We start from the raw sequence: 19374 nt of genomic DNA, 5'->3' as shown, positions 1-19374 counted from the left end.
GGCACAGGCCGGAACCGAGTGGCGAGCCAGACAACCACTGTTCCGACCTGATCGAGGCGGGAACTACCGTCATTCTTCCTCGGGTGCATCGGGGAATGCCTGCTGGGTGTAACCACCCCGCAGTGTTCCCTCCAGATAGGCGGCCTTGCAGGCGCGCCGGGCGATCTTGCCGCTGGAGGTACGCGGGATCGAGCCCGCGGGAACCAGCAGTACGTCACGAACGGTGACACCGTGGCGCGCGGCCACCGCGGCCCGCACCTCGTCGGCGATCGGCAGCGGATCGGCCTTGCCCGCCCCTGGGCCGCGTTCGGCGACGATCACCAGCTGCTCGGAGCCGTCGTCGGCGTCGAACTTCAGGCCCGAGTGGCTGCCCTGGTCGAAGACGAGGGCGGGCAGCTGGTTCGCGGGCACCGAGAACGCGGCGACGAAACCGGGGCGCAGCGCCTTGGATGCCTCCTGCGCGGAGAACTCGAGGTCCTGCGGGTAGTGGTTGCGTCCGTCGACGATCACCAGGTCCTTGACCCGGCCGGTGATGTAGAGCTCGCCGTCGAGGTACACGCCGTAGTCGCCGGTGCGCATCCAGTTGGCGTCGGGCTCGGTGCCCTCGGCGTGGCTGCCCTCGGCGAGGCGGTGGGGCACCTTGTTCTGGAAGGTGGCCGCGGTCTCGTCCGGGCGTCCCCAGTAGCCGATGCCCATGTTGTTGCCGTGCAACCAGATCTCACCGACCCGGCCGTCGGGCAGTTCCCGGCCGCCGTCGGCCTCGACGGTTTCCGGATCGACGATCACCGCCCACTGCGACAGCGCGACGTACCCGCAGGAGACCTGCGCGATGGCGTTGTCCGCGGCCGGATCGACCTTGACCATGCGGCCCGCGTTGAGCTCGTTGCGATCGACCCAGGTGACCTTGGCCTCGTCCTCGGCCTTGGTCGCCGAGACGAACAGCGTCGCCTCGGCCATGCCGTAGCACGGCTTGATCGCCGTCTTGGGTAGGCCGTAGGGCGCGAAGGCCTCGTTGAACTTCTTCATCGAGGAGGTGGTCACCGGCTCGCTGCCGTTGATCAGGCCGATCACGTTGGACAGATCCAGCGACTCGCCATTCTTCGGCAGGCCACGCGCCGCGGCGTGCTCGAACGCGAAATTCGGTGCCGCGGCGAAGGTTCCGGCGCCGTCGGACTGCGCGGCGAGTTCCTTGATCCAGCGGTACGGGCGTCGCACGAACGCGCTCGGCGACATGATGGTGATGAACTTGCCGCCGACCGCGGGCAGGATCACCGTGAGCAGGCCCATGTCGTGGAACAGGGGCAGCCAGGTGACACCGCGCGAGTTCCAGTCCAGGTTGATCGAATTGACCATCTGCAGCAGGTTGGTGCCGACCGCGCGGTGGGTGATCTCCACACCGGCGGGGGTCCGGGTCGAACCCGAGGTGTACTGCAGGTAGGCGATGTCGTCGATGGCGATGTCCGGGCGCACCCAGCCCTCGCCGACGCTGTCCGGAATCGCGTCCACCGCGATGATGCGCGGGCGCTGGGCGGCGGGCAGCGAACGGAAGAACTGCCGCACACCCGCCGCGGAGGAGCTCGCGGTGAGGATGGCGGCGGGCTCGCAGTCGCCGAGCACGGCGTGCAGGCGGTCGGTGTGACCGGGCTCGTCCGGGTCGAACAGCGGCACCGAGATGGTGCCCGCGTAGATCGCGGCGAAGAAGGAGACCACGTAATCCAGGCCCTGCGGCGCCAGGATCGCGACCCGGTCACCCGGGTTGGTCACCTGCTGCAGTCGAGCGGCCACCGCGCGCAGCCGAATGCCGAACTCACGCCACGTCAGTTCCTGGGCCTCACCATCACGCTCACGCGAGTAATCGATGTAGCGGTACGCCAGAGTGTTCGCGTCGTTCCGGGTGTGCTTCTCGACGTGATCGACCAGGGTGTGATCCTCGGGAATTCGGATGTTCCCGGTCTCGTCCAGGTAGTCGTCGAAAGTCTCTTCCATTCCTTCTTCTCCTCCGAGGCACACGCAGCAAGACGGCGACTACGCCGCTGTTACCTGTGAGGCCCCGACTCGCTTTCGCCCGCCGACTGCTCCCACGTGTGTGGCGAACCAGCCCGCAGATTCTGGGCGGTCTGCGCGGTGACCGCTATCGGCTAGATGTACTCAAACCAGGGTTATGTTACAGAGAACGCCCGGTCACTCGTCCCGCAGCAAGGGAATGACGGGGGCGAATGCGTCCATTTGGGTGGGAAACACCCCGACATACGACATCGAGGTGAGTTGGCGCACACGCCGGATCTGCTCGGCGATTTCCTCGAACGTCCCGATGGCGACGTAGGGCGACTCGAGGATCTCCTCGACCGAAAGCTTCACGTCCACCTCGAGATCCGGGTGCAGGCCCCGGTCGATCGCGGAAAGTGCCATCTCCGCGGTCTTCTCGCGATCGTCGGTGATGACGATCGCGGTGATGGCCCAGTTCAGCTCGATATCGGCGAACCGATCACCGGCGGCCTCGCGGATCAGGTTCACCTTCTCGATCGTCTTCGCCATGGTGATGCCCGACAAGAGGCCTTTACCGTGCTTGGTGGTCACCGGGACGACGGAGATGATGTCGGCGTGCTTGGCGGCCAGGCGCAACATCTTCGGGCCACCGCCGCCGGTACAGATCGGCGGGCGCGGGCCCTGACGCGGCCGCGGCGTGCCCTTGATGCCGTGCACCTGGTAGTGCTTGCCCTCGAAGGTGCACTCCTGCCCGCGCAGCAGCACGTCGAGAATGGTCAGCGCCTCGTCCAGCTTCTCGAGGCGGACGCCGGGCGTCTCGTACGGAATGCCCGCGGCGGCGAACTCGTCCTGCTTCCAGCCGGCGCCGAGGCCGACCTCGAGCCGACCCTTGGACAGCACGTCGATGGTGGCCAGATCCTTGGCCAGCACCACCGGGTTGCGGAAGCCGTTGGCCAGCACCGAGGTTCCGAGCCGGATCCGTTCGGTGGCCTGGGTCAGCGCGCCGAGCGCGGCGATCGGGCCGATCTGGTCGCCGAGGTGGTCGGGCACGACGAAACTGTCGAAGCCGTACTCCTCGGCCTGCTGCGCCGTCTGGATGAACTTGCGCGCGCCACCTTCTTGTTTGTTTCCCTCACCAGCTGCCGCGAAGCGGAAGCTGCGCGGCGGCGTACCCAGCGCGGTCAACTCAGCGGCCGGGGCGGCGGCTTCTGTCATGAACTCATGCTCCTGGCTGTAAGGAAATCCGGGCGCGACAGTGCGGGACTATCCATACCTAACACTCGGTAAGGGTTACCCGCGTCGCGATCACCAGCGCACTTTACAGCGTCGCGGCGGGCCGGACGCGCGCTTGCTCCGGCACTACTGGGTGTACTGGGCATGCGCCGGAGCAAGCCCTGTGAGATCTCACGAGTGCGGCGGGTGCGGTGCGCCATCGATGAGACCGTTCGCCCAGTTCACGGTCCACTGGGTGGAGGTGGTGCCGTTGTCGTCGACGACGAATCCGTTGTACAGCGCGTGCACCGGATTGCCCGCCGCGCGCACCAGCGCGCCGACGCTGCCCATGATGTTCCACGGGCTCAACGCCTCTCGCGGTGCGTCACAGATCAGATCGCCCTGCGCGCAGATGGTGAACGTCCGCTCGGCCAGCTCGCCGAAGCCACCGGGGCGCGGACCGGTCATCGTGATACCGGGCACATTCAGTCCCTTCAACGCGACCTCGGCGCCGACGCCGGCGGGCACCGCGCCGATCTGCACCGCCTGGCCCGGCCCGGTGTCGCCGGTGCGGCGGCCGTCGGAGATCAGCGTGACACCGAGCACCCGCTTCGCCGGGACCGGGCCATTGCCCGCGGCGATCTGGTTGGCGACATCGCCGGCGATGACCGCGCCCTGGGAGAACCCGGCGATCACGTAGGAGGTCAGCGGACACCGGCTCGCGGTCGCCCGCATCGCCGAGATCATGTTCTGCGTGCCCTCGGTCCGGCTGTTGTTGTAGGACTGCTGCCCGTCCGGCGGAATCGCGATTGGATTGGAGAACTGCGCGACGTAGGGGACGGTGTAGACGTCGAGCCGCTCCTTCGGGAACCGCTGCGCCACCGGCGCGGAGATGTTGAGCATCAACGAGTTCGGGTTCGCCGTCGGGTTGTACGGGTCATCGTTGCTGCTGGACTCCCAGGTACCGGGCACCGAGATCATCTGCACGTCCGGGCAGTCGGCCGGCTGGGAGGTGGGTTCCTCCGGCGGCTTGGGCCCCGGCTTGGGCGGCCGCAGCGGTCCGGCGAGCAGGTACCACAGCAGCAGCACCACGATGATGATCAGCACCGGGATCGCGATCAGCAGCAGGCATCCCGCAGGCCGAGACCGGCGGGATGTCGTCGCGCGGCGGGGACTCACTGGCAGTACGACTGCTTAGCGGCGTTGACGTAGATCTGCCCGGCCTTCTCCACCGGCATCTTGGCCGGATCGAAGGACGGATCGGAACCGGCCATCGCGGTCACGAAGGTCATGAGGTCTTGGTCGGACGCGCCGGAGGCGATGCCCTGGCAGACGTAGCCCGCGACGCTGAGCGCGATGTCCGGGGTGGACGGCGTCACGCCCTGCTGCTTGAGCGCGTCGAGGTACTTCTTGTCCTTGTCGGTGAGCTTCGAGGTGTCCGCGGGCGGCGCGGACTCGATCGGCTCCGGCCGCTCTGGGGCGACCGAGGGAGCGGGTGCCTGCTCGGGTTCGGGCGCCGGGGCCGGGGCGGGAGCCGGCGCCTGCGACGCGTTGTCACCGGGGGTGGACGAGGCGGGCGGCTGCGTTGCCGCCGTGGTGCGGGTCAGCGTCGGCGTGCTCGACGCGGTGGAATCGTTGCCACCACAGGCGGCGAGCAAGCCGGTCGCGGCGATCGCCACGACAACGCCGAATACCTTGCCACGGGTCCTCTGCATGAATTCTGTCCTCGATCTGTTCGCAAACGGGGGAGGTCGCCCACCAGGCTAAAGGAAAGTCGGCGAGAAGCGCGGACAGTCAACAAACAGACCGGTCTGCACTAAAGGCCGTGCACCTCCGGCTTGCCGTCCTTCACGACGATGTATCCGGCCTGGAAATTCTGCTGCACGCCGCCGGGGACGGGGAACTCGTCGCTGATCGGATACCCGAGTTTGCCGTTCTCGTAGCCGAGCACCTGCCAGGCGTCCATGAGCGGACCGTTCTTCACGGCCCAGGCACCGGAGAGCGGGCTCCAGTAGATGTTGCCGCCCTCGAACCGGGTGTAGCGGCCGAGATCCTTCAACGGCTGCTCCTCGGTGGCCGGGAAGCCGAGCCAGCTGTTCTCGTAACCCATTTGGGCGAACTTGTCCAAGATCAGGCCCTGCACCCGGTGCACTCCGGTCTTGGCGCTGTAGTAGAACGGGCCGTGCTCGAAGGCCTGCACCGCGCCGTCCCGGTTCGGCGTCTTGACCTCCGGCGCGATCGGGTAACCCGCTGGGCCACCCTCGTAACCCTGCCTGCCCCACTCGTCGAGGATCGCGCCGCGCACCACCTGGGCGCCGGTCTGCGGGGTCCAGTAGAGCGCGCCGTGCTGGAACGACTGCATCCGGCCCCGGCCGTCCGGGAGCCCGCGTTCGTCACCGGTCGGCAGGCCGAGCGGACCGGCCGGCCCCTGCGCGGCCTGGTAACCGCCGCCGATCATGCCGCCGACCGGATGCGCGCCGTCGGCCGGGGAGAAGTAGACGCGGCCGGACCGGAAGTCCTGTGCCACACCGCCTGCCACCGGATACTCCGGGGACTGGCACTCGCCGAGCCAGGCGTTCGCCGCGGCCACCGGCGCGATCGAGCCACCGACACCGCACGCGGCCTTGCCCGCGTCGACGCCGAGCGCGTTGGCGGCCTGCGCCCAGGACTGACGCATCTCGAAATCCCAGTAGGGCCACGAATGTGTGCCGGACGCGCGGTAATTCACCTGCGCGGGAATCGCCAGCCTGCCCAGCTTGGTGACGAAGTTCTGCGAGGTGAGCCGGGACAGGATCTCCAGACCCATGCCCGCGTAGTTGGTGCTCACGCCGGGGATGGCCGATGCCTGATCGAACGGACCGGTGGCACCGCTGCCGCTGGAGACGTAAAGCGAGATGCCCTTCAGCTTTTCGGCCTGGGTGTACGGGTCGTGCGCGGCCCACTCCGGGCTGCTCGGCGGCCCCCACATGGCGCCGACGTCGTAGCCGCCCGCGTCGCGCATGGCGAACTGGATGGCCTGCGGCATGCCGATGGTGGTCGTGGTGAGGAAGCCGGAGTAGGAGGCGGCGTACTTGACGAAGCCCGGGTTGCGCGCGGCCAGGAACATCGCCGCGGTGCCACCCATCGAAAGTCCTTCCATGCCACGGACGTCCGTGGCCCGCCACTGACCCTCGAGCAGCGGGGGCAATTCCTTGGTCAGGAAGGTTTCCCACTTGTAGGTCTTACCGTTGTTGGGCTGCAACCAGTCCGAGTAGAAGCTGGACTGGCCACCGATCGGCAGCACGACGGTGACGTTCTTGTCCGAGAAGAAATCGACGGCGCCCGCATCCTTGGTCCAGCCGCTCTCGTCGTCGGTGGCGCGCAGGCCATCGAGCATGTACAGCACCGGGAACCGTGCGTCGGGGCGGGTGGCCCAGTCCCGGGCCAGCAGCAATTGCACCTGAATGGGGGCGGCCATCGACGGCGAGTTGACCCATAACGCGACCCGGCGGTCGGTCAGCCAGATCACCTGCTGCACGGTGGCCGCGGGCGCGGGGTCCACCGCGGGGGCGGGCGCGGGCTGGGCGACCGCGGGCGCGGCGCCCGCGGCGAGCGGGATGACCATGGCGGTGGCGAGCAGCACCGACCGCACGCGCGCCGGACGCGTGCCGCGACGCTCGCGTCGTCCCCATCTGCCGCGCCGAATCCCTGCCACAAAAGCTTTCTACCCCCGTAGCGGCCAGGTTTCGGGGAGACACGCGCAGGACGACACTGCCGAACCGCATCAGGCGCTGCCACTTTCCGCGACGAAAGTGACAGCGCCGGAGCGGTCTACCGGGACAACTGTTGGTGTGAGTACCTAGATACCTCGCCGTGCCCGCGGCGAAACCACCTGTCCCGAAAAGCAACTCGGGCCGCACCCGAAGGTGCGGCCCGAGTGGTCGGTCAACAGGTCACCAGGCGCCGGTGGCGTCCAGGATCTGGTTGCGGGAGGCGAACAGCTGGCCCTCCCAGTACTTCCACGAGTGGGTGCCGGTGGCCGGGAAGTCGAACCGGGCCGGGATGCCGAGCGAGGCCAGGCGAGCCTGGAACGCACGGGTGTTCACCAGTGACAGCGCCTCGAGCGCCATCGCGTTACCGGTGTTGAACACGCCGACCGCGGAGTTCGGGTTGTCGTACTGGCCCGGCAGGCCGCTGGCCGCCGAGATGTACATCGGCAGGCCCTTGAGCTGCGGCGCGAACACGAACGGGTCCATCCGCAGCCACGCGGGGCTCCACGGCGCGGCCATCGAGTCGACGTTGAACCGGCCCGCGTCGAGCATCGCGATGCGGATCGCCTCACGCATGCCGGGCGCGGAGATGTTCAGGTAGCCCGAGTAGGAGGCGGCGAACTTGAACTGGTCGCGGTGGTAGGCGGCCAGCGCCAGCGCGCCACTGCCACCCATCGACAGGCCGGCCACCGCGTTGTTGGTGCGCGAGACGCCGTAGCCCTCGAGGAAGGCGGGCAGTTCCTTGGTCAGGAAGGTTTCCCACTTGTAGGTGGTCTTCTGGCCGTTGGTGTTGCTCGGCGCGTACCAGTCCGTGTAGAAGCTGGACTGGCCGCCGACCGGCATGACCAGGGTGATGTTGTCGTTGGCGAACTGCTGCAGCGCGTTCGTCTCGAACGACCAGGCGTTGCGATCGTCGCGCGCCCGGAGTCCGTCGAGCAGGTAGAGCGCCGCGTTGCCGCCGCGCGCGGCCCACTGCACCTGGACCTTGATCGGGCCCATGCTGGACGGGACCATCAGATCTTCGAAGCCGCCTGCGGGGGCACGCAATACCGGTGCGTGCGCCGGCGCCGCCGTGGCGATCGGGGCCGCCACACCGGCGGCGATCGGTAGCGCCAGCGCGGCGGCACCGATGGCCAGAATTCGTTGGCGCCAACTACGAGGTGCACCGCGCCGGCCCGACTCGGTTCTCATCGGCGCGGCCGCCCTGCCGAAACGCATGAATCCTGCTCTCTTTCTGCTTTTCTGCCTGTTGTGGTGCGGTCGGCGACCCGAGGGGCGCAACCACACCAGTGCTGCCAACGAGACGCACGCCGCGCCACACCGGACCCCGACTTTCCGGCACGGGCGACCGCGCTACAACGATCTGGTCACACTTGCGCTCGCTGGACGATATTCGACGCTCGAAGCCTTAGCAAGGCCGAGGCAACCAGGTGGCCGAAATCCGCCCGTACACAATCTGTGATGGTGCGGTGACCCTATCGCGTTACCGAGGCGATTGTCGTGCCGGAGCACCAAATTTTCACCTGATGGCCGGAAGTGTCAGCTCATCCCAAATTCGCACTGAGGTCGGGCAGCATCTGGAACACCTGGTCCTGCCAGTAGTTCCAGCTGTGCACGCCCACCGGCGTGTAGACGAAAGTCGCGTTGCTCGGGCCGAGGCTGTTAAGCCGCGCTTCAAAGGCACGGGTGTTGGCCAAGGCGATCGTTTCCAGTGCCATCGCATTACCGAGGTGGTAGACGTCGATCGGCGCGTTGATCACGTCCCGCGGTCCGTTGAGACCGTTGCCGGTGGCGATCCAGAGCCGAGTTCCGTTGGCACGCAACAGCGGCGCGAACATGAACGGATCGTTGCGCAACCAGCGCGGATCCCATGGCGGACCCCACATCGCGTCGATGTTGAACCCGCCCGCGTCGAGCATGGCCAGACGCAAGCCCTCTTTCATCGCCGGCGCCGAAATGTTCAGATAGCCGGAATAGGAAGCGGCATAGCGAAACTGGTCCGGGTGATAAGCGGCCAGCGCGAGCGCGGCGCTACCGCCCATGGACAGGCCGAACACGCCGTTGCCGTTCGGGTTGAAACCGAGCCGGTCGCGCAGCGCCCAGCGCAGATTGTTCGACAGGAAGCTCTCCCACGCGTACGGCCGCTGTTGACCGTTGGTATTGCTCGGCGCGACCCAATCCGAATAGAAGCTGGACTGCCCGCCCACCGGCATCACCACGTTGATGTTCCAGCTCGGCAGCACCCGCGAGATGTCGGTGTCGATTTCCCAGCCGCTCAGATCATTGCGGGCGCGCAGACCGTCGAGCGCGTAGACCACCCGGCGGGTGTTGCCATCGGCGGCCCGGAAGATCCTGGTCTTGATCGGGCCCATGCTGGAGTCGACCCAGAAATCGAAGCCGGCCGGATCGAAACCGGCTTGCGCGGCCGGGGCGAGCCCGCCGACGGCGACGCCGAACGGCAGGGCCAGCGCCGCGGCGAGGCCGAGCAGCGTGCGCCGCAACCAGCGCCCCCGCGCCGCGGTGGACCCTCCGGCAACCGTCCCGCGTACCCCGCATGCTCGCATCGATCCACCCTTTCACCCGCGCGCTCGCCATTGACCGCAACTGCCGTGCATAGAGATCGATACTTCAGGACCGAAGACTTCCATACGAAGCTATCGATTTTATCGCTCTTCTATAAGCGGTTATGCACGGAATACGGGTTCGAGAACGCAGCGCGATGCGCGATCGTGACAAAGCCAGAGATTTGCCGACAAGTGAAATGACATCGGACGCGATGATTTGCCCGCGCCGCCATTCTCGTGACAGCGACCGATCAGACAACCGGCGCGCAAACGACGGACCGCCCGGCACTGTGCGGTGCCGGGCGGTCCGTTCGGGTCGGGTGTCAGCCGATGTTGGCGGACATATCCGGGATCATGCGGTTGGCCTCGTCGATCCAGTTGTTCCAGGCGTGGATACCGAACGCCGGGTAGGAGTAGACGGCGTTGCCGCCGCCCAGGGTGGCCATCCTGACCTCGAAGGCGCGCGTGTTCGCCAGTGCCAGCGCTTCGAGGCCCATACCGTTCAATGTGTTGAAGCTCGGACCGTCCTGCGCCGTCGGCAGGCCGCTCGCCGCCGCGATCCACAGCCTGGTGCCGTTGCGGACCAGGTTGGGCGCGAACACGAACGGGTCCATCCGCAGCCACTGCGGGCCCCACGGCGGCGCCATGGAGTCGACGTTGTAGCCGCCCGCGTCGAGCATGGCGATGCGGATCGCCTCACGCATGCCGGGCGCGGAGATGTTCAGGTAGCCCGAGTACGAACCAGCGAAGCTGAACTGGTCCGGGTGGTAGGCGGCCAGGGTCAGCGCGGCGCTGCCGCCCATGGACAGGCCGAACACACCGTTGCGGTTCGGGTTGAAGCCGAGCCGGTCGCGCAGCGCGTTGCGCAGGTCGCGGGTCAGGAAGGTCTCCCACTGGTACCGGTAGCTCTTGCCGGGGCCCGCGGCCAGGATGTTCAGCGCGCCGGAACCGGAGGACGAGCCGGTGCCCGCCGGGATGCCGAGCAGCTCGCTCGGCGCGTTCCAGTCCGCGTAGAAGCTGGACATGCCGCCGACCGGCATGACGACGTTGATGTTCCAGTCCGCCAGCTGCTGGGGGACGTTGGTCTCGATCTCCCAGCCGTTGAGGTGCTCGGGCGCGCGCATGCCGTCGAGCACGTAGGCGACCCGGTTGGTGTTGCCGTCGCGGGCCGGGATGATGCGGGTCTTGATCGGGCCCATGCCCGAGTCGACCCAGAAGTCGAATGCCGCGGGGTTGAACGCCGCCGAGGCGATGGCGCCGTTCCCGGCCGCCGCGAGGCCGAACGGCACCAGCAGTGCCGTAGCTATCCCCAGCGCGGATCGCTTGACCCACGCACCGGTCGCGCCGGACTCTCCGGTGCCACGTCTCCAGCGGGCAAATCGCATCAACTCGACCTTTCGTTCAGGCAGCCGAAGTAGCAAATAATTGGCAATCTACACCGGGCCCCGTATTGGACACCAAGAGCCCCCGTCCCCGCAAAACGGACGAATCGACCTCAGCACATGTTCTCCGTGTATCAATCGTTTTCGGATGCTTCCATGTTGCTGGATAGTGACCCAAGCCACAACTTTCGCACCCTTACCCTTCTCATTCGTTACAAAACACGCGCCGGACGACCGCACGGACAAAGAAAACCGCCCGGTGCGCAGGCACCGGGCGGTTCGCGTCGAGTCGGCTACGCGCCGAATCAGCCGATATTGGCGGACATGTCCGGAATCATCCGGTAAACCTCATCGGCCCAATAGGTCCAGTTGTGCACGCCGACGGCGGGGAAGTCGTAGGTGGCGTTGTCGGCGCCCAGCGTGAGCATCCGGACCTGGAACGCGCGGGTGTTGGCGAGGGCGAGCGCCTCGAGGCCCATCGCGCTGACGGTGTTGAAGCTCAGCCCGTCGGCGGCGCTGGGCAGGCCGCTGCCCGCGGAGATCCACAGGCGGGTGTTGTTGGCCTTCAGTCGCGGCGCGAAGACGAACGGGTCCATCCGCAGCCACTGCGGGCCCCACGGCGGCGCCATCGCATCGATGTTGAAGCCACCGGCGTCCAGCATGGCCACCCGCAGCGCCTCGCGCATACCCGGCGCTGAGATGTTCAGGTAGCCGGAATACGAACCGGCGTAACGGAACTGGTCCGGATGGTAGGCCGCCAGGGTGAGCGCGGCGCTGCCGCCCATGGACAGGCCGAAGACCGCGTTGTTGTTCGGGTTGAAGCCGAGCCGATCGCGCAGCGCGTTGCGCAGGTGCTGGGTGAGGAAGGTCTCCCACTTGTAGGTGTTCGACTTGCCCATCCCCGCGGAACCCGACAGCAGACCGGAACCGGAATTACCCGAACCGCTGTTGGCCGACCCGGTGGACGACGAGCCCGCGCTACCCAGACCGAAGAAGTTGCTCGGGCCGTTCCAGTCGGCATAGAAGCTCGACGGACCGCCGACCGGCATGACGACGTTCATGTTCCATTTGGTCAGCTCACGCGCGACCTCGGTGTCGACTTCCCACCCACTCAGATCGGGGCGGGCCCGCATACCGTCGAGCGCGTAGACCACGCGCCGGGTGTTGCCGTCGGCGGCGCGGAAGACCCGGCTCTTGATCGGCCCCATCTCCGAGTCGACCCAGAAATCGAAGCCGTCCGGGTTGAACGCGGCCGACGCGGAGGGGGCCGGTCCTGCCACCGACACCCCGAGCGGGAGCAGAGCCGCCATCGACACCAGCACCGAACGCTTCAGCCACGCTCCGGCTCTTCGAGTATTCCGACGCCCGAACACGCCTCGCATCAGTTTCGACCTCTCGTTCCTGCCACGGCATCGGCCGTGTCTCACGATGACCCGCCGCAGCCCACACCAAGTTGACGGCACGACGGGCGTACTTTCGCAGCGTAGCGCTTCATCGTTGCCTGGGCGTTATCGAAACGAGACTAAGCGGTGGACGCCGAGTTGTAGGGCCTCACCAATGCGACCGCCGGGCCCGCTGTGCACGCCGAGCCCAGCGGATACCCGCCGCGGTGGCCCCGATGTGCCACCGTGGCGGAATCGGGTCAGCGCGGCGGCTGGGGCGGCCTGGGGAACGGATCGACCAGACCGCAGCGCTCGATCTCGTACTTCGGCACCCGATCGATCCGGTACTCGGCGAAGCGCAGCGCGTTCTTGAAGTTGTGCCGGAAGCGCTCGAAGGTGAGCGGCTCGCGGGAGGAGATGAGCAGCGCCTGGGTGTCCGGGCACGACATCGCGGTGCGCGCCTGGGTCACCCACTTCTCATCCATGTACCAGGGCATCCACGGGTGCCGGTCGACCATGCCGCTGTCCACGACCACCCAGTCCGAATACAGGTTCTTGTCGTGGCCGATGCGGCCGTCGACGAGCCGTTCGGTATGCGCCGCGAGCGGATACGCCAAGCCCATCTGATCGATGACGCGCACGTTCAACGGCACGTTCATGCTGGTCATGCCGAGGTTGAGGAAGTAGACCGTGTGCCCGGCGCCGCCAGCCGGGATCGGCTGCGGCGGCGGCGCGATGTACCAGAACATGAACGACGGCGAGTTCAGCAGCAGGCCACCGTTCGGGGTGTCGGCGATGCCGGTGACCATCGGCCGGATGCGCGGGTAGTCGAGGTAGTCCTCGGCCAGGATCGGGTGGTCGTGGCCGGTGTTGAGCACGTAGTAGACCCGCTCGTCCACGATGCCGGACGCGCTGATCTTGGTGCCCGTCTTGATGGCCGTGGTGTTGGCCGCGAACAGCGCCCACCCCGCGGTACCGATGAGCGCGAACAGCACAACGGCGAAGGACCAGTCGGCCGCGCGCGCCGCGCGCAGGCCGCCCGCGGGCAGCCGGATCGGCACCACCGCGACCGGCAGCAGCAGCAAGAACAACTGCGCCAACAACATTCGGCCGTGCATGAAGTCACCGCCGACGCGCAGCGCGTACACGGTGAGCAGGAATCCGCTGAACAGCACCAGGGTGACCACGGCGGCAGGCGAGCGTAACCACTCGCGCATCCGGCGCACGCCGGGGCGCGGTTCGCCGGTAGCGGGCCGAGTCTCGGCCGCGGCCACGGCGCGGGCCGCCACCACACCGGCGGCGAGCAGCACCAGCAGCGGCACCCACAGGTAGTACGGACCGACCAGGTCCCAGAGGTAGGTGAAGCCCTGCGCCCACTTCGCGCCGCCCGCGTCCTTGGCCACCGCGGTGTTCGGATAGGGCAGGCCGTAGTAGCCCATCCGCCAGACCTGGTAGCCGAGCGGCACCACGCCCGCGACGGCAACGATCAAGGCGCGCAATACGATCGGGCGCAGCTTCGACTCGGGCATCGGGGCGAGGAAGATCATCAGCAGCGCCAGGCCGCCGACCAGGGTCATCTCCGGTCGGATCAGCGGCGCGAGCCCGGCGAGGAACACCAGGCCGAAGAGTCCGGGCAGGCGCACCCGCTCGGCCTGGCTCCAGCGCACCAGCTGCCACCACAGCAGGCCGAGCCAGCAGATCACCAGGCAGCTCTCCAGGCCCGAGGTGACGTAGTCGCGCGCGGGCGGCAACGCGATGTAGACGAGCACGCCCGCGGGCAGTAACAGCCCCGACTTGGTACCGCCCCACAGCCGGCCAGTGCCGAGCATGGCGAACACCATCGCCGCGAGCGAGAGCGTCAAAGCCACACCGAGCACGACGTATTCGAGCCGGGCCTGGGTGAGCCAGCTGAAGAACCAGACGATGTAGGTCCACGCGGTGCTGGTGTTGGTCTCGACCCGCTCGTCCATGTTGAAGACGGGGCCGTTGCCTGCCAGCAGGTTGCGCACCGTGCGCAGCACGATGAGTCCGTCGTCGGCGATCCAGCGACGCTGCCAGCCACCGATGGCGAAAAGGACCACGGTGAGCACGATCCCACCGACGAACGTGGCTCGGGATAGCACAGCGAACCGCGACGCCGAGCGGGCCGGCTGCTCGGCCGGCCCGTCGTTCGCGTTCTCCGAACGCCGCATTCCCGCTACCAACATCTCGTCAGGTGAGATAGACAGCGACACCTACCGCTCCGATCCAGGCGATTGCGAGGAACTGGAGGACGCGGTCCCCCAGCGCGATCTCTTCGGGTTCACCGGCCTCGCCGCCATCGACGTCGACCGCGTAACGCAGGATTGCGATGGTAAACGGAATCATAGAAAGAGAGAACCAATTGGTGTCTTTCAGACTGTCCTGCTGGAACGCCCACAGACCGTAGAACACCACGACCGCAGTTGCCGCCAGGGTCCAGATGAACCGCAGGTAGGTCGGCGTGTAGTACTCGAGCGACTTACGGATCTTCGCGCCGGTTCCAAGTGCGATCTGCAGCTCCGCGTAGCGCTTGCCCGCCGCCATGAACAGCGAGCCGAACGCCATGATCAGCAGGAACCATTGCGACAGAATAATGTTCGCGGCGGCGCCACCGGCGACGGCACGCAGCAGGAAGCCCGAGGACACGATGCAGATGTCCAGCACCGCCTGGTGCTTGAGGCCGAAGCAGTAGGCCAGCTGGATGCCGATGTAGACCGCCATCACCACGGCCAGGTGCCACGAGGCCAGGAACGAGCCTGCGATCGAGCCGACCAGCAGTACCAGCGACAGCGCGTAGGCCAGGTTGACCGGCACCACGCCCGCCGCGATGGGCCGGAAGCGCTTGGTCGGGTGCGCCCGGTCGGCCTCCACGTCGAGGGCGTCGTTGACCAGGTAGATGCCCGAGGCCGCCATGCAGAACACCACGAACGCGATGCCGACGTGCGCGAGCACATCGACCTCGTTCGCCGTGCCCGCGGCCAGGGGGGCCGCGAGCACCAGGACGTTCTTGACCCACTGCCGCGGCCGGATCGCCTTGAACAGCCCGCCGACCAACGTCTTCGGCGGGCCCTTGACGACCGCTTCGGCTAGATCGGTCCCGGTAGGCTCTTCGCTCATGGCCGCACCCCGCTAGCGCTCGGCTCCGCCATGTGCGATGCACGCTGTGTCACGATTCGCTCTCTTCGTTCGCTCATGACCGCACCCCGCTGCGCTCCCTCATGGTCAACCAACGCTCTTTCTCGTGCGGTCATCGAGTCTCTTTTCGGCGGCGAGCACAACGGCGGCGGACGCCGCACCGAGCGCGGAACCGGCGAGCACGTCGGAGGGGTAGTGCACCCCGAGGACGACCCGGGACAGCAGCATCGGCGGCACGAGCACCGCAGGCAAGGGTAGCCCGGTCAGTTTGCCGAGCAACACCGCCGCCGCGGTGGTCGAGGTGGCGTGCGAGGAAGGGAAGCTCAGCTTGCTCGGCGTCGACACGTTGACCTGCACCGAAGGATCGTTGGGCCGCGGGCGGCGGACCACCCGCTTGATCACGATCGAGGCCGCGTGCGCGCCCACCGCGCCCACCGCGACACCGGCCCACTGCCTGCGCCGCGGCTTGTCCACCACCCAGCCCGCGGCGGCGATGCCGACCCAGCCGAGCGCGTGCTCGCCGAAGTGCGACATCGCGCGAGCGGCCTTGATCACCTCGGGGGTGGCGATCCTGGCCTGCACCGCGTTGATGATCTTCACCTCGGGCGGTGCCTGCGTGGTCGACGGCATGGCCGAGACCGGCCCGCCGTGCCCGTTCGAACTCTGCGGCGGCTGATTCACCGCCGTGTTGTCGGCTGCGCCCAAACTCAAGACTTCTCGCCCTTCGTGTCTGCACCGATGCCGAAGGCTTTCTCCCAGGCGGCGGTGCTGGTCAGCTGCGGATGCGCGGCGCGGTAGCGCTGCTGCATCTCGGGGAAACGCGCGGCCAGTTCCTTGCGCAGGCGCATCGCTTCCTTGAACAGGCCCAGGGCCTGGCGCGGGTCGCGCTTGCGGTAGACCACGCCACGTCCGTCCGCGGTGGTGACGGTAACCCCGTCGACCTGCGACAGCAAGAACCACCGCGCGTCCAGCGTCGGCACGTTCAGCTGCGGGGTCTCGTGGTGCTGGGTGTGCGCGGGACGCAGGTTGTGCACCACGCCCTTGGCCAGCCGGACCACCTTGGCGATCGGGTTGGCCGGCTCGGCGACCGCGCCCACCTCGAGGTGGCTGGCCAGCGGCAGCTCGGTGGACGAGGGCAGGATCACCGCGTCCGGGTACTGCTTACGCAGCGCGTGCACGGCACCCAGCGCACTCGGCAGCAGCTGGAACAGCCGCTCGGGCCCGGCGAGGAAGTCGCGGATGGCCAGATTCTGGATGGCGACCGTCGAATACTCCAGGCAGAGCAGGTGTTTCAGGGTCGCCTTGACCGTGTTGACCACCATCGCCCTGCCGTTGCCCGGCAGGTGCAGCGAGGCGACGACCAGGCGATTGCGCAGGTGGAAGTAGGCCTGCCAGTCGATCGCGTCGTCCTTGTCGCTCCAGGCCATGTGCCAGACCGCAGCACCGGGCAGGGTGACCGTGGGGTAGCCGTGGTCGCGCGCGCGCAGACCGTATTCGACATCGTCCCACTTCAGGAACAGCGGCAGCGGCTGGCCGATCCGCTCGGCGACCTGCCGCGGGATCACGCAGGTCCACCAGCCGTTGAAGTCGACGTCGATGCGCCGGTGCAGCAGCTTGGAATTGTCGCGGTCCTTGAGCGGGTACTTGGCGAAGTCGTGGTCATATTCGACGTTCGGCGCGGAGGACCACATGAAGATGCCGCGGTCCACCACCTCGCCCATGCTGTGCAGGTGTGAACGCTCCTGCAGGTTCAGCATCTGCCCGCCGACCAGCATCGGCGACTTGGCGAAGCGGGCGAAGGCGAGCGCGCGCAGGATCGAGTCGGGCTCGATCTCGATGTCGTCGTCCATGTAGACGATGTACTGGGCGTCGGTGGTGCGCAGCGCCTCGTACATCACCCGGCTGTAACCGCCGGAGCCGCCGAGGTTCGGCTGATCCCGGATCACCAGGCGCTCACCGAGCACGGCGGCCGCCTCGGCGAAGCCGGGCTCGTCGACCACCTTGCGGTTGCCCTGGTCGGCGACGATCACCGCGACGACCTGGTCGAGCACCAGCGGATCGGAGCCGAGCGCGGCGAGCGTCTTCACCAGATCGGTCGGCCGGTTGAAGGTCGGCATGCCGCACGCGATGGTGCCATCGCCCGGCGCGTCGATCGGCGCGTACCAGCCGCCCGCCAGCAGGGTGACCGCGGTGTCGGAGGTGATGTCGAACCAGATCCAGCCGCCGTCCTCGAACGGACCGAGATCGGTCTCGAACTCCACCGACACCGATTCGGCACCGGACGCGACGGCGAACTCCTTGCCCTGCACGTGGATTCGCGAACCGTCCGCCTTCGAGCGGTACACATCGACGCGGCCGTGCCCGGCCAGCTCGAGCCGCAGCACCACCGAGGACAGGATGCTCCAGCGGCGCCAGTAGCTGGCGGGCAGCGCGTTGAAGTAGGTGCAGAACGACACCTCGGACTCCGCGCCGATCGACAGCGAGGTGCGGGTGGCGGCGTGCGCGCGCCGGGCGTTGGTCGCCGCTTCCTCGACATAGAGGGTGCGCACGTCCAGCGGTTCACCGGGGCGGGGCAGGATGATGCGCTGCAGCAGCGATTTCGCGCGGGTCTCGGTGGCCGTTTCCGCCAGGGTGGATTGCGAGTTCATTCTGCACTCTCAGCATTGAGCGGGGCGCCGGTCTCGAGGTGGGGCCGCAGCACATTGTCGAACATGCTCAGCGCACTGCCGATGGCCATGTGCATGTCCAGGTACTGGTACGTGCCGAGGCGGCCACCGAAAAGCACCTTCTCCGTTGCGGTTTCCTTCTTCGCGAGCGCGCGGTAGGCGGCCAGCTTGGCCCGGTCCTCCGGGGTGTTGATCGGGTAGTACGGCTCGTCGCCGGTCTGCGCGAAACGGGAGAACTCGCGCATGATCACCGTCTTGTCCTTCGGGTAATCACGCTCCGGGTGGAAGTGGCGCGGCTCGATGATCCGGGTGAACGGCACGTCCGCGTCGTTGTAGTTCATCACCGAGGTGCCCTGGTAGTCACCGGTTTCGAGCACCTCGGTCTCGAAATCGATGGTGCGCCAGCCGAGTTCGCCCTCCTGGTAGTCGAAGTAGCGATCCAGCGGGCCGGTGTAGACGACCGGGGCGTGCGGGTTCGCCGCGCGAATCTCCTCGCGCACCTCGAACCAGTCGGTGTTCACCCGCACCTCGATGAGCTCGGAGGCGGCCATGTTCTCCAGCCACTTCGTGTAACCCTCTTTGGGCAGGCCCTCGTAGGTGTCGTTGAAGTAGCGGTTGTCGAAGGTGTAGCGCACCGGCAGGCGGGTGATGTTGCCCGCGGGCAGTTCCTTCGGATCGGTCTGCCACTGCTTGGCGGTGTAGTCGCGGATGAACGCCTCGTACAGCGGGCGGCCGATCAGCGAGATCGCCTTCTCCTCGAGATTCTGCGCGTCCTTGGTCTCGATCTCCGAGGACTGCTCGGCGATCAGCTTGCGCGCCTCTTCCGGCGTGAAGTACCGGCCGAAGAACTGCGAGATCAGGCCGAGGCCCATGGGGAACTGGAACGCCTGGCCCTTGTGCATCGCGAAGACGCGGTGCTGGTAACCGGTGAACTCGGTGAACTGGGTGACGTAGTCCCACACGCGCTTGTTCGAGGTGTGGAACAGGTGCGCGCCGTACTTGTGGATCTCGATGCCGGTTTCCGGATCGGGTTCGGAATAGGCATTACCGCCCAGGTGATAGCGACGGTCGAGCACTAGCACGCGTTTGCCGAGCACCGAGGCGGCGCGTTCGGCGACGGTCAGGCCGAAGAAGCCGGATCCGACGACGATCAAGTCGAACTGTGCGGAGTTGGCGGAGTTACCCGGGGACGATGCGACGGTCACGGGAGCCCAGAGTATCCGAAGTCCGCGCGCGGTCCGGGTGCAGTCGCGAGGAGCGGTGAACCGGCCCTTGTC

General features: G+C 67.4%; 14 protein-coding genes. All 14 read right to left on the bottom strand.

Features of this window, described 5'->3' with window-relative positions:
• Positions 1-69: 69 nt before the first annotated feature.
• On the bottom strand, positions 70-1986 hold the full coding sequence (gene fadD32, locus F5X71_RS01065; RefSeq protein ID WP_167460252.1) for a long-chain-fatty-acid--AMP ligase FadD32: 1917 nt from the start codon (positions 1984-1986) through the stop codon (positions 70-72).
• A gap of 195 nt (positions 1987-2181) precedes the next feature.
• A complete protein-coding gene (locus F5X71_RS01060) occupies positions 2182-3201 on the bottom strand; it encodes an LLM class F420-dependent oxidoreductase (protein ID WP_167460251.1) in 1020 nt (339 codons plus the stop codon).
• Between the two features lie 189 nt (positions 3202-3390).
• Positions 3391-4377, bottom strand: a complete 987-nt coding sequence (locus tag F5X71_RS01055; protein ID WP_167460250.1) for a cutinase family protein — start codon at positions 4375-4377, stop codon at positions 3391-3393.
• Positions 4374-4913, bottom strand: coding sequence for a DUF732 domain-containing protein (locus F5X71_RS01050; RefSeq protein ID WP_238815665.1), 540 nt, complete (start codon positions 4911-4913; stop codon positions 4374-4376). The genes F5X71_RS01055 and F5X71_RS01050 overlap by 4 nt, the downstream gene beginning before the upstream one ends.
• Positions 4914-5014: 101 nt before the next feature.
• The gene (locus F5X71_RS01045; protein ID WP_167466092.1) at positions 5015-6802 is read right to left on the bottom strand and encodes an alpha/beta hydrolase-fold protein; all 1788 of its coding nucleotides are present in this window, start codon (positions 6800-6802) and stop codon (positions 5015-5017) included.
• Between the two features lie 328 nt (positions 6803-7130).
• Positions 7131-8138 carry an alpha/beta hydrolase gene (locus F5X71_RS01040; protein WP_167460249.1) on the bottom strand — a complete coding sequence of 336 codons (1008 nt, stop codon included), beginning with the start codon at positions 8136-8138 and terminating at the stop codon, positions 7131-7133.
• A gap of 353 nt (positions 8139-8491) precedes the next feature.
• Complete coding sequence (locus F5X71_RS01035) at positions 8492-9511, bottom strand: alpha/beta hydrolase (RefSeq protein ID WP_174816997.1); 1020 nt, start codon at positions 9509-9511, stop codon at positions 8492-8494.
• 323 nt (positions 9512-9834) lie between these two features.
• Positions 9835-10896, bottom strand: a complete 1062-nt coding sequence (locus tag F5X71_RS01030) for an alpha/beta hydrolase (protein WP_167460248.1) — start codon at positions 10894-10896, stop codon at positions 9835-9837.
• 302 nt (positions 10897-11198) lie between these two features.
• The gene (locus tag F5X71_RS01025; RefSeq protein ID WP_167460247.1) at positions 11199-12275 is read right to left on the bottom strand and encodes an alpha/beta hydrolase; all 1077 of its coding nucleotides are present in this window, start codon (positions 12273-12275) and stop codon (positions 11199-11201) included.
• 260 nt (positions 12276-12535) lie between these two features.
• Positions 12536-14482 (bottom strand): flagellar motor control protein ZomB, encoded by a 1947-nt coding sequence (gene zomB, locus F5X71_RS01020; protein ID WP_428981433.1) that lies wholly within the window; start codon positions 14480-14482, stop codon positions 12536-12538.
• Between the two features lie 4 nt (positions 14483-14486).
• Positions 14487-15413 carry a decaprenyl-phosphate phosphoribosyltransferase gene (locus F5X71_RS01015; protein WP_167460246.1) on the bottom strand — a complete coding sequence of 309 codons (927 nt, stop codon included), beginning with the start codon at positions 15411-15413 and terminating at the stop codon, positions 14487-14489.
• A 105-nt stretch (positions 15414-15518) separates the two neighbouring features.
• Entirely contained in the window at positions 15519-16061 is a 543-nt protein-coding gene (locus F5X71_RS01010; RefSeq protein ID WP_167466089.1) for a phosphatase PAP2 family protein, read from the bottom strand.
• 77 nt (positions 16062-16138) lie between these two features.
• Complete coding sequence (locus tag F5X71_RS01005) at positions 16139-18079, bottom strand: glycosyltransferase (protein WP_167460245.1); 1941 nt, start codon at positions 18077-18079, stop codon at positions 16139-16141.
• Positions 18076-19302 carry a UDP-galactopyranose mutase gene (gene glf / locus F5X71_RS01000; protein WP_167460244.1) on the bottom strand — a complete coding sequence of 409 codons (1227 nt, stop codon included), beginning with the start codon at positions 19300-19302 and terminating at the stop codon, positions 18076-18078. The genes F5X71_RS01005 and glf overlap by 4 nt, the downstream gene beginning before the upstream one ends.
• Between the last annotated feature and the right edge of the window lie 72 nt (positions 19303-19374).

The organism is Nocardia brasiliensis, from assembly GCF_011801125.1.
Classification (GTDB): Bacteria; Actinomycetota; Actinomycetes; order Mycobacteriales; family Mycobacteriaceae; genus Nocardia; species Nocardia brasiliensis_C.
The sequence above is the reverse complement of the archived record's forward strand: the minus strand, read 5'-3'. Positions and strand labels throughout refer to the sequence as shown.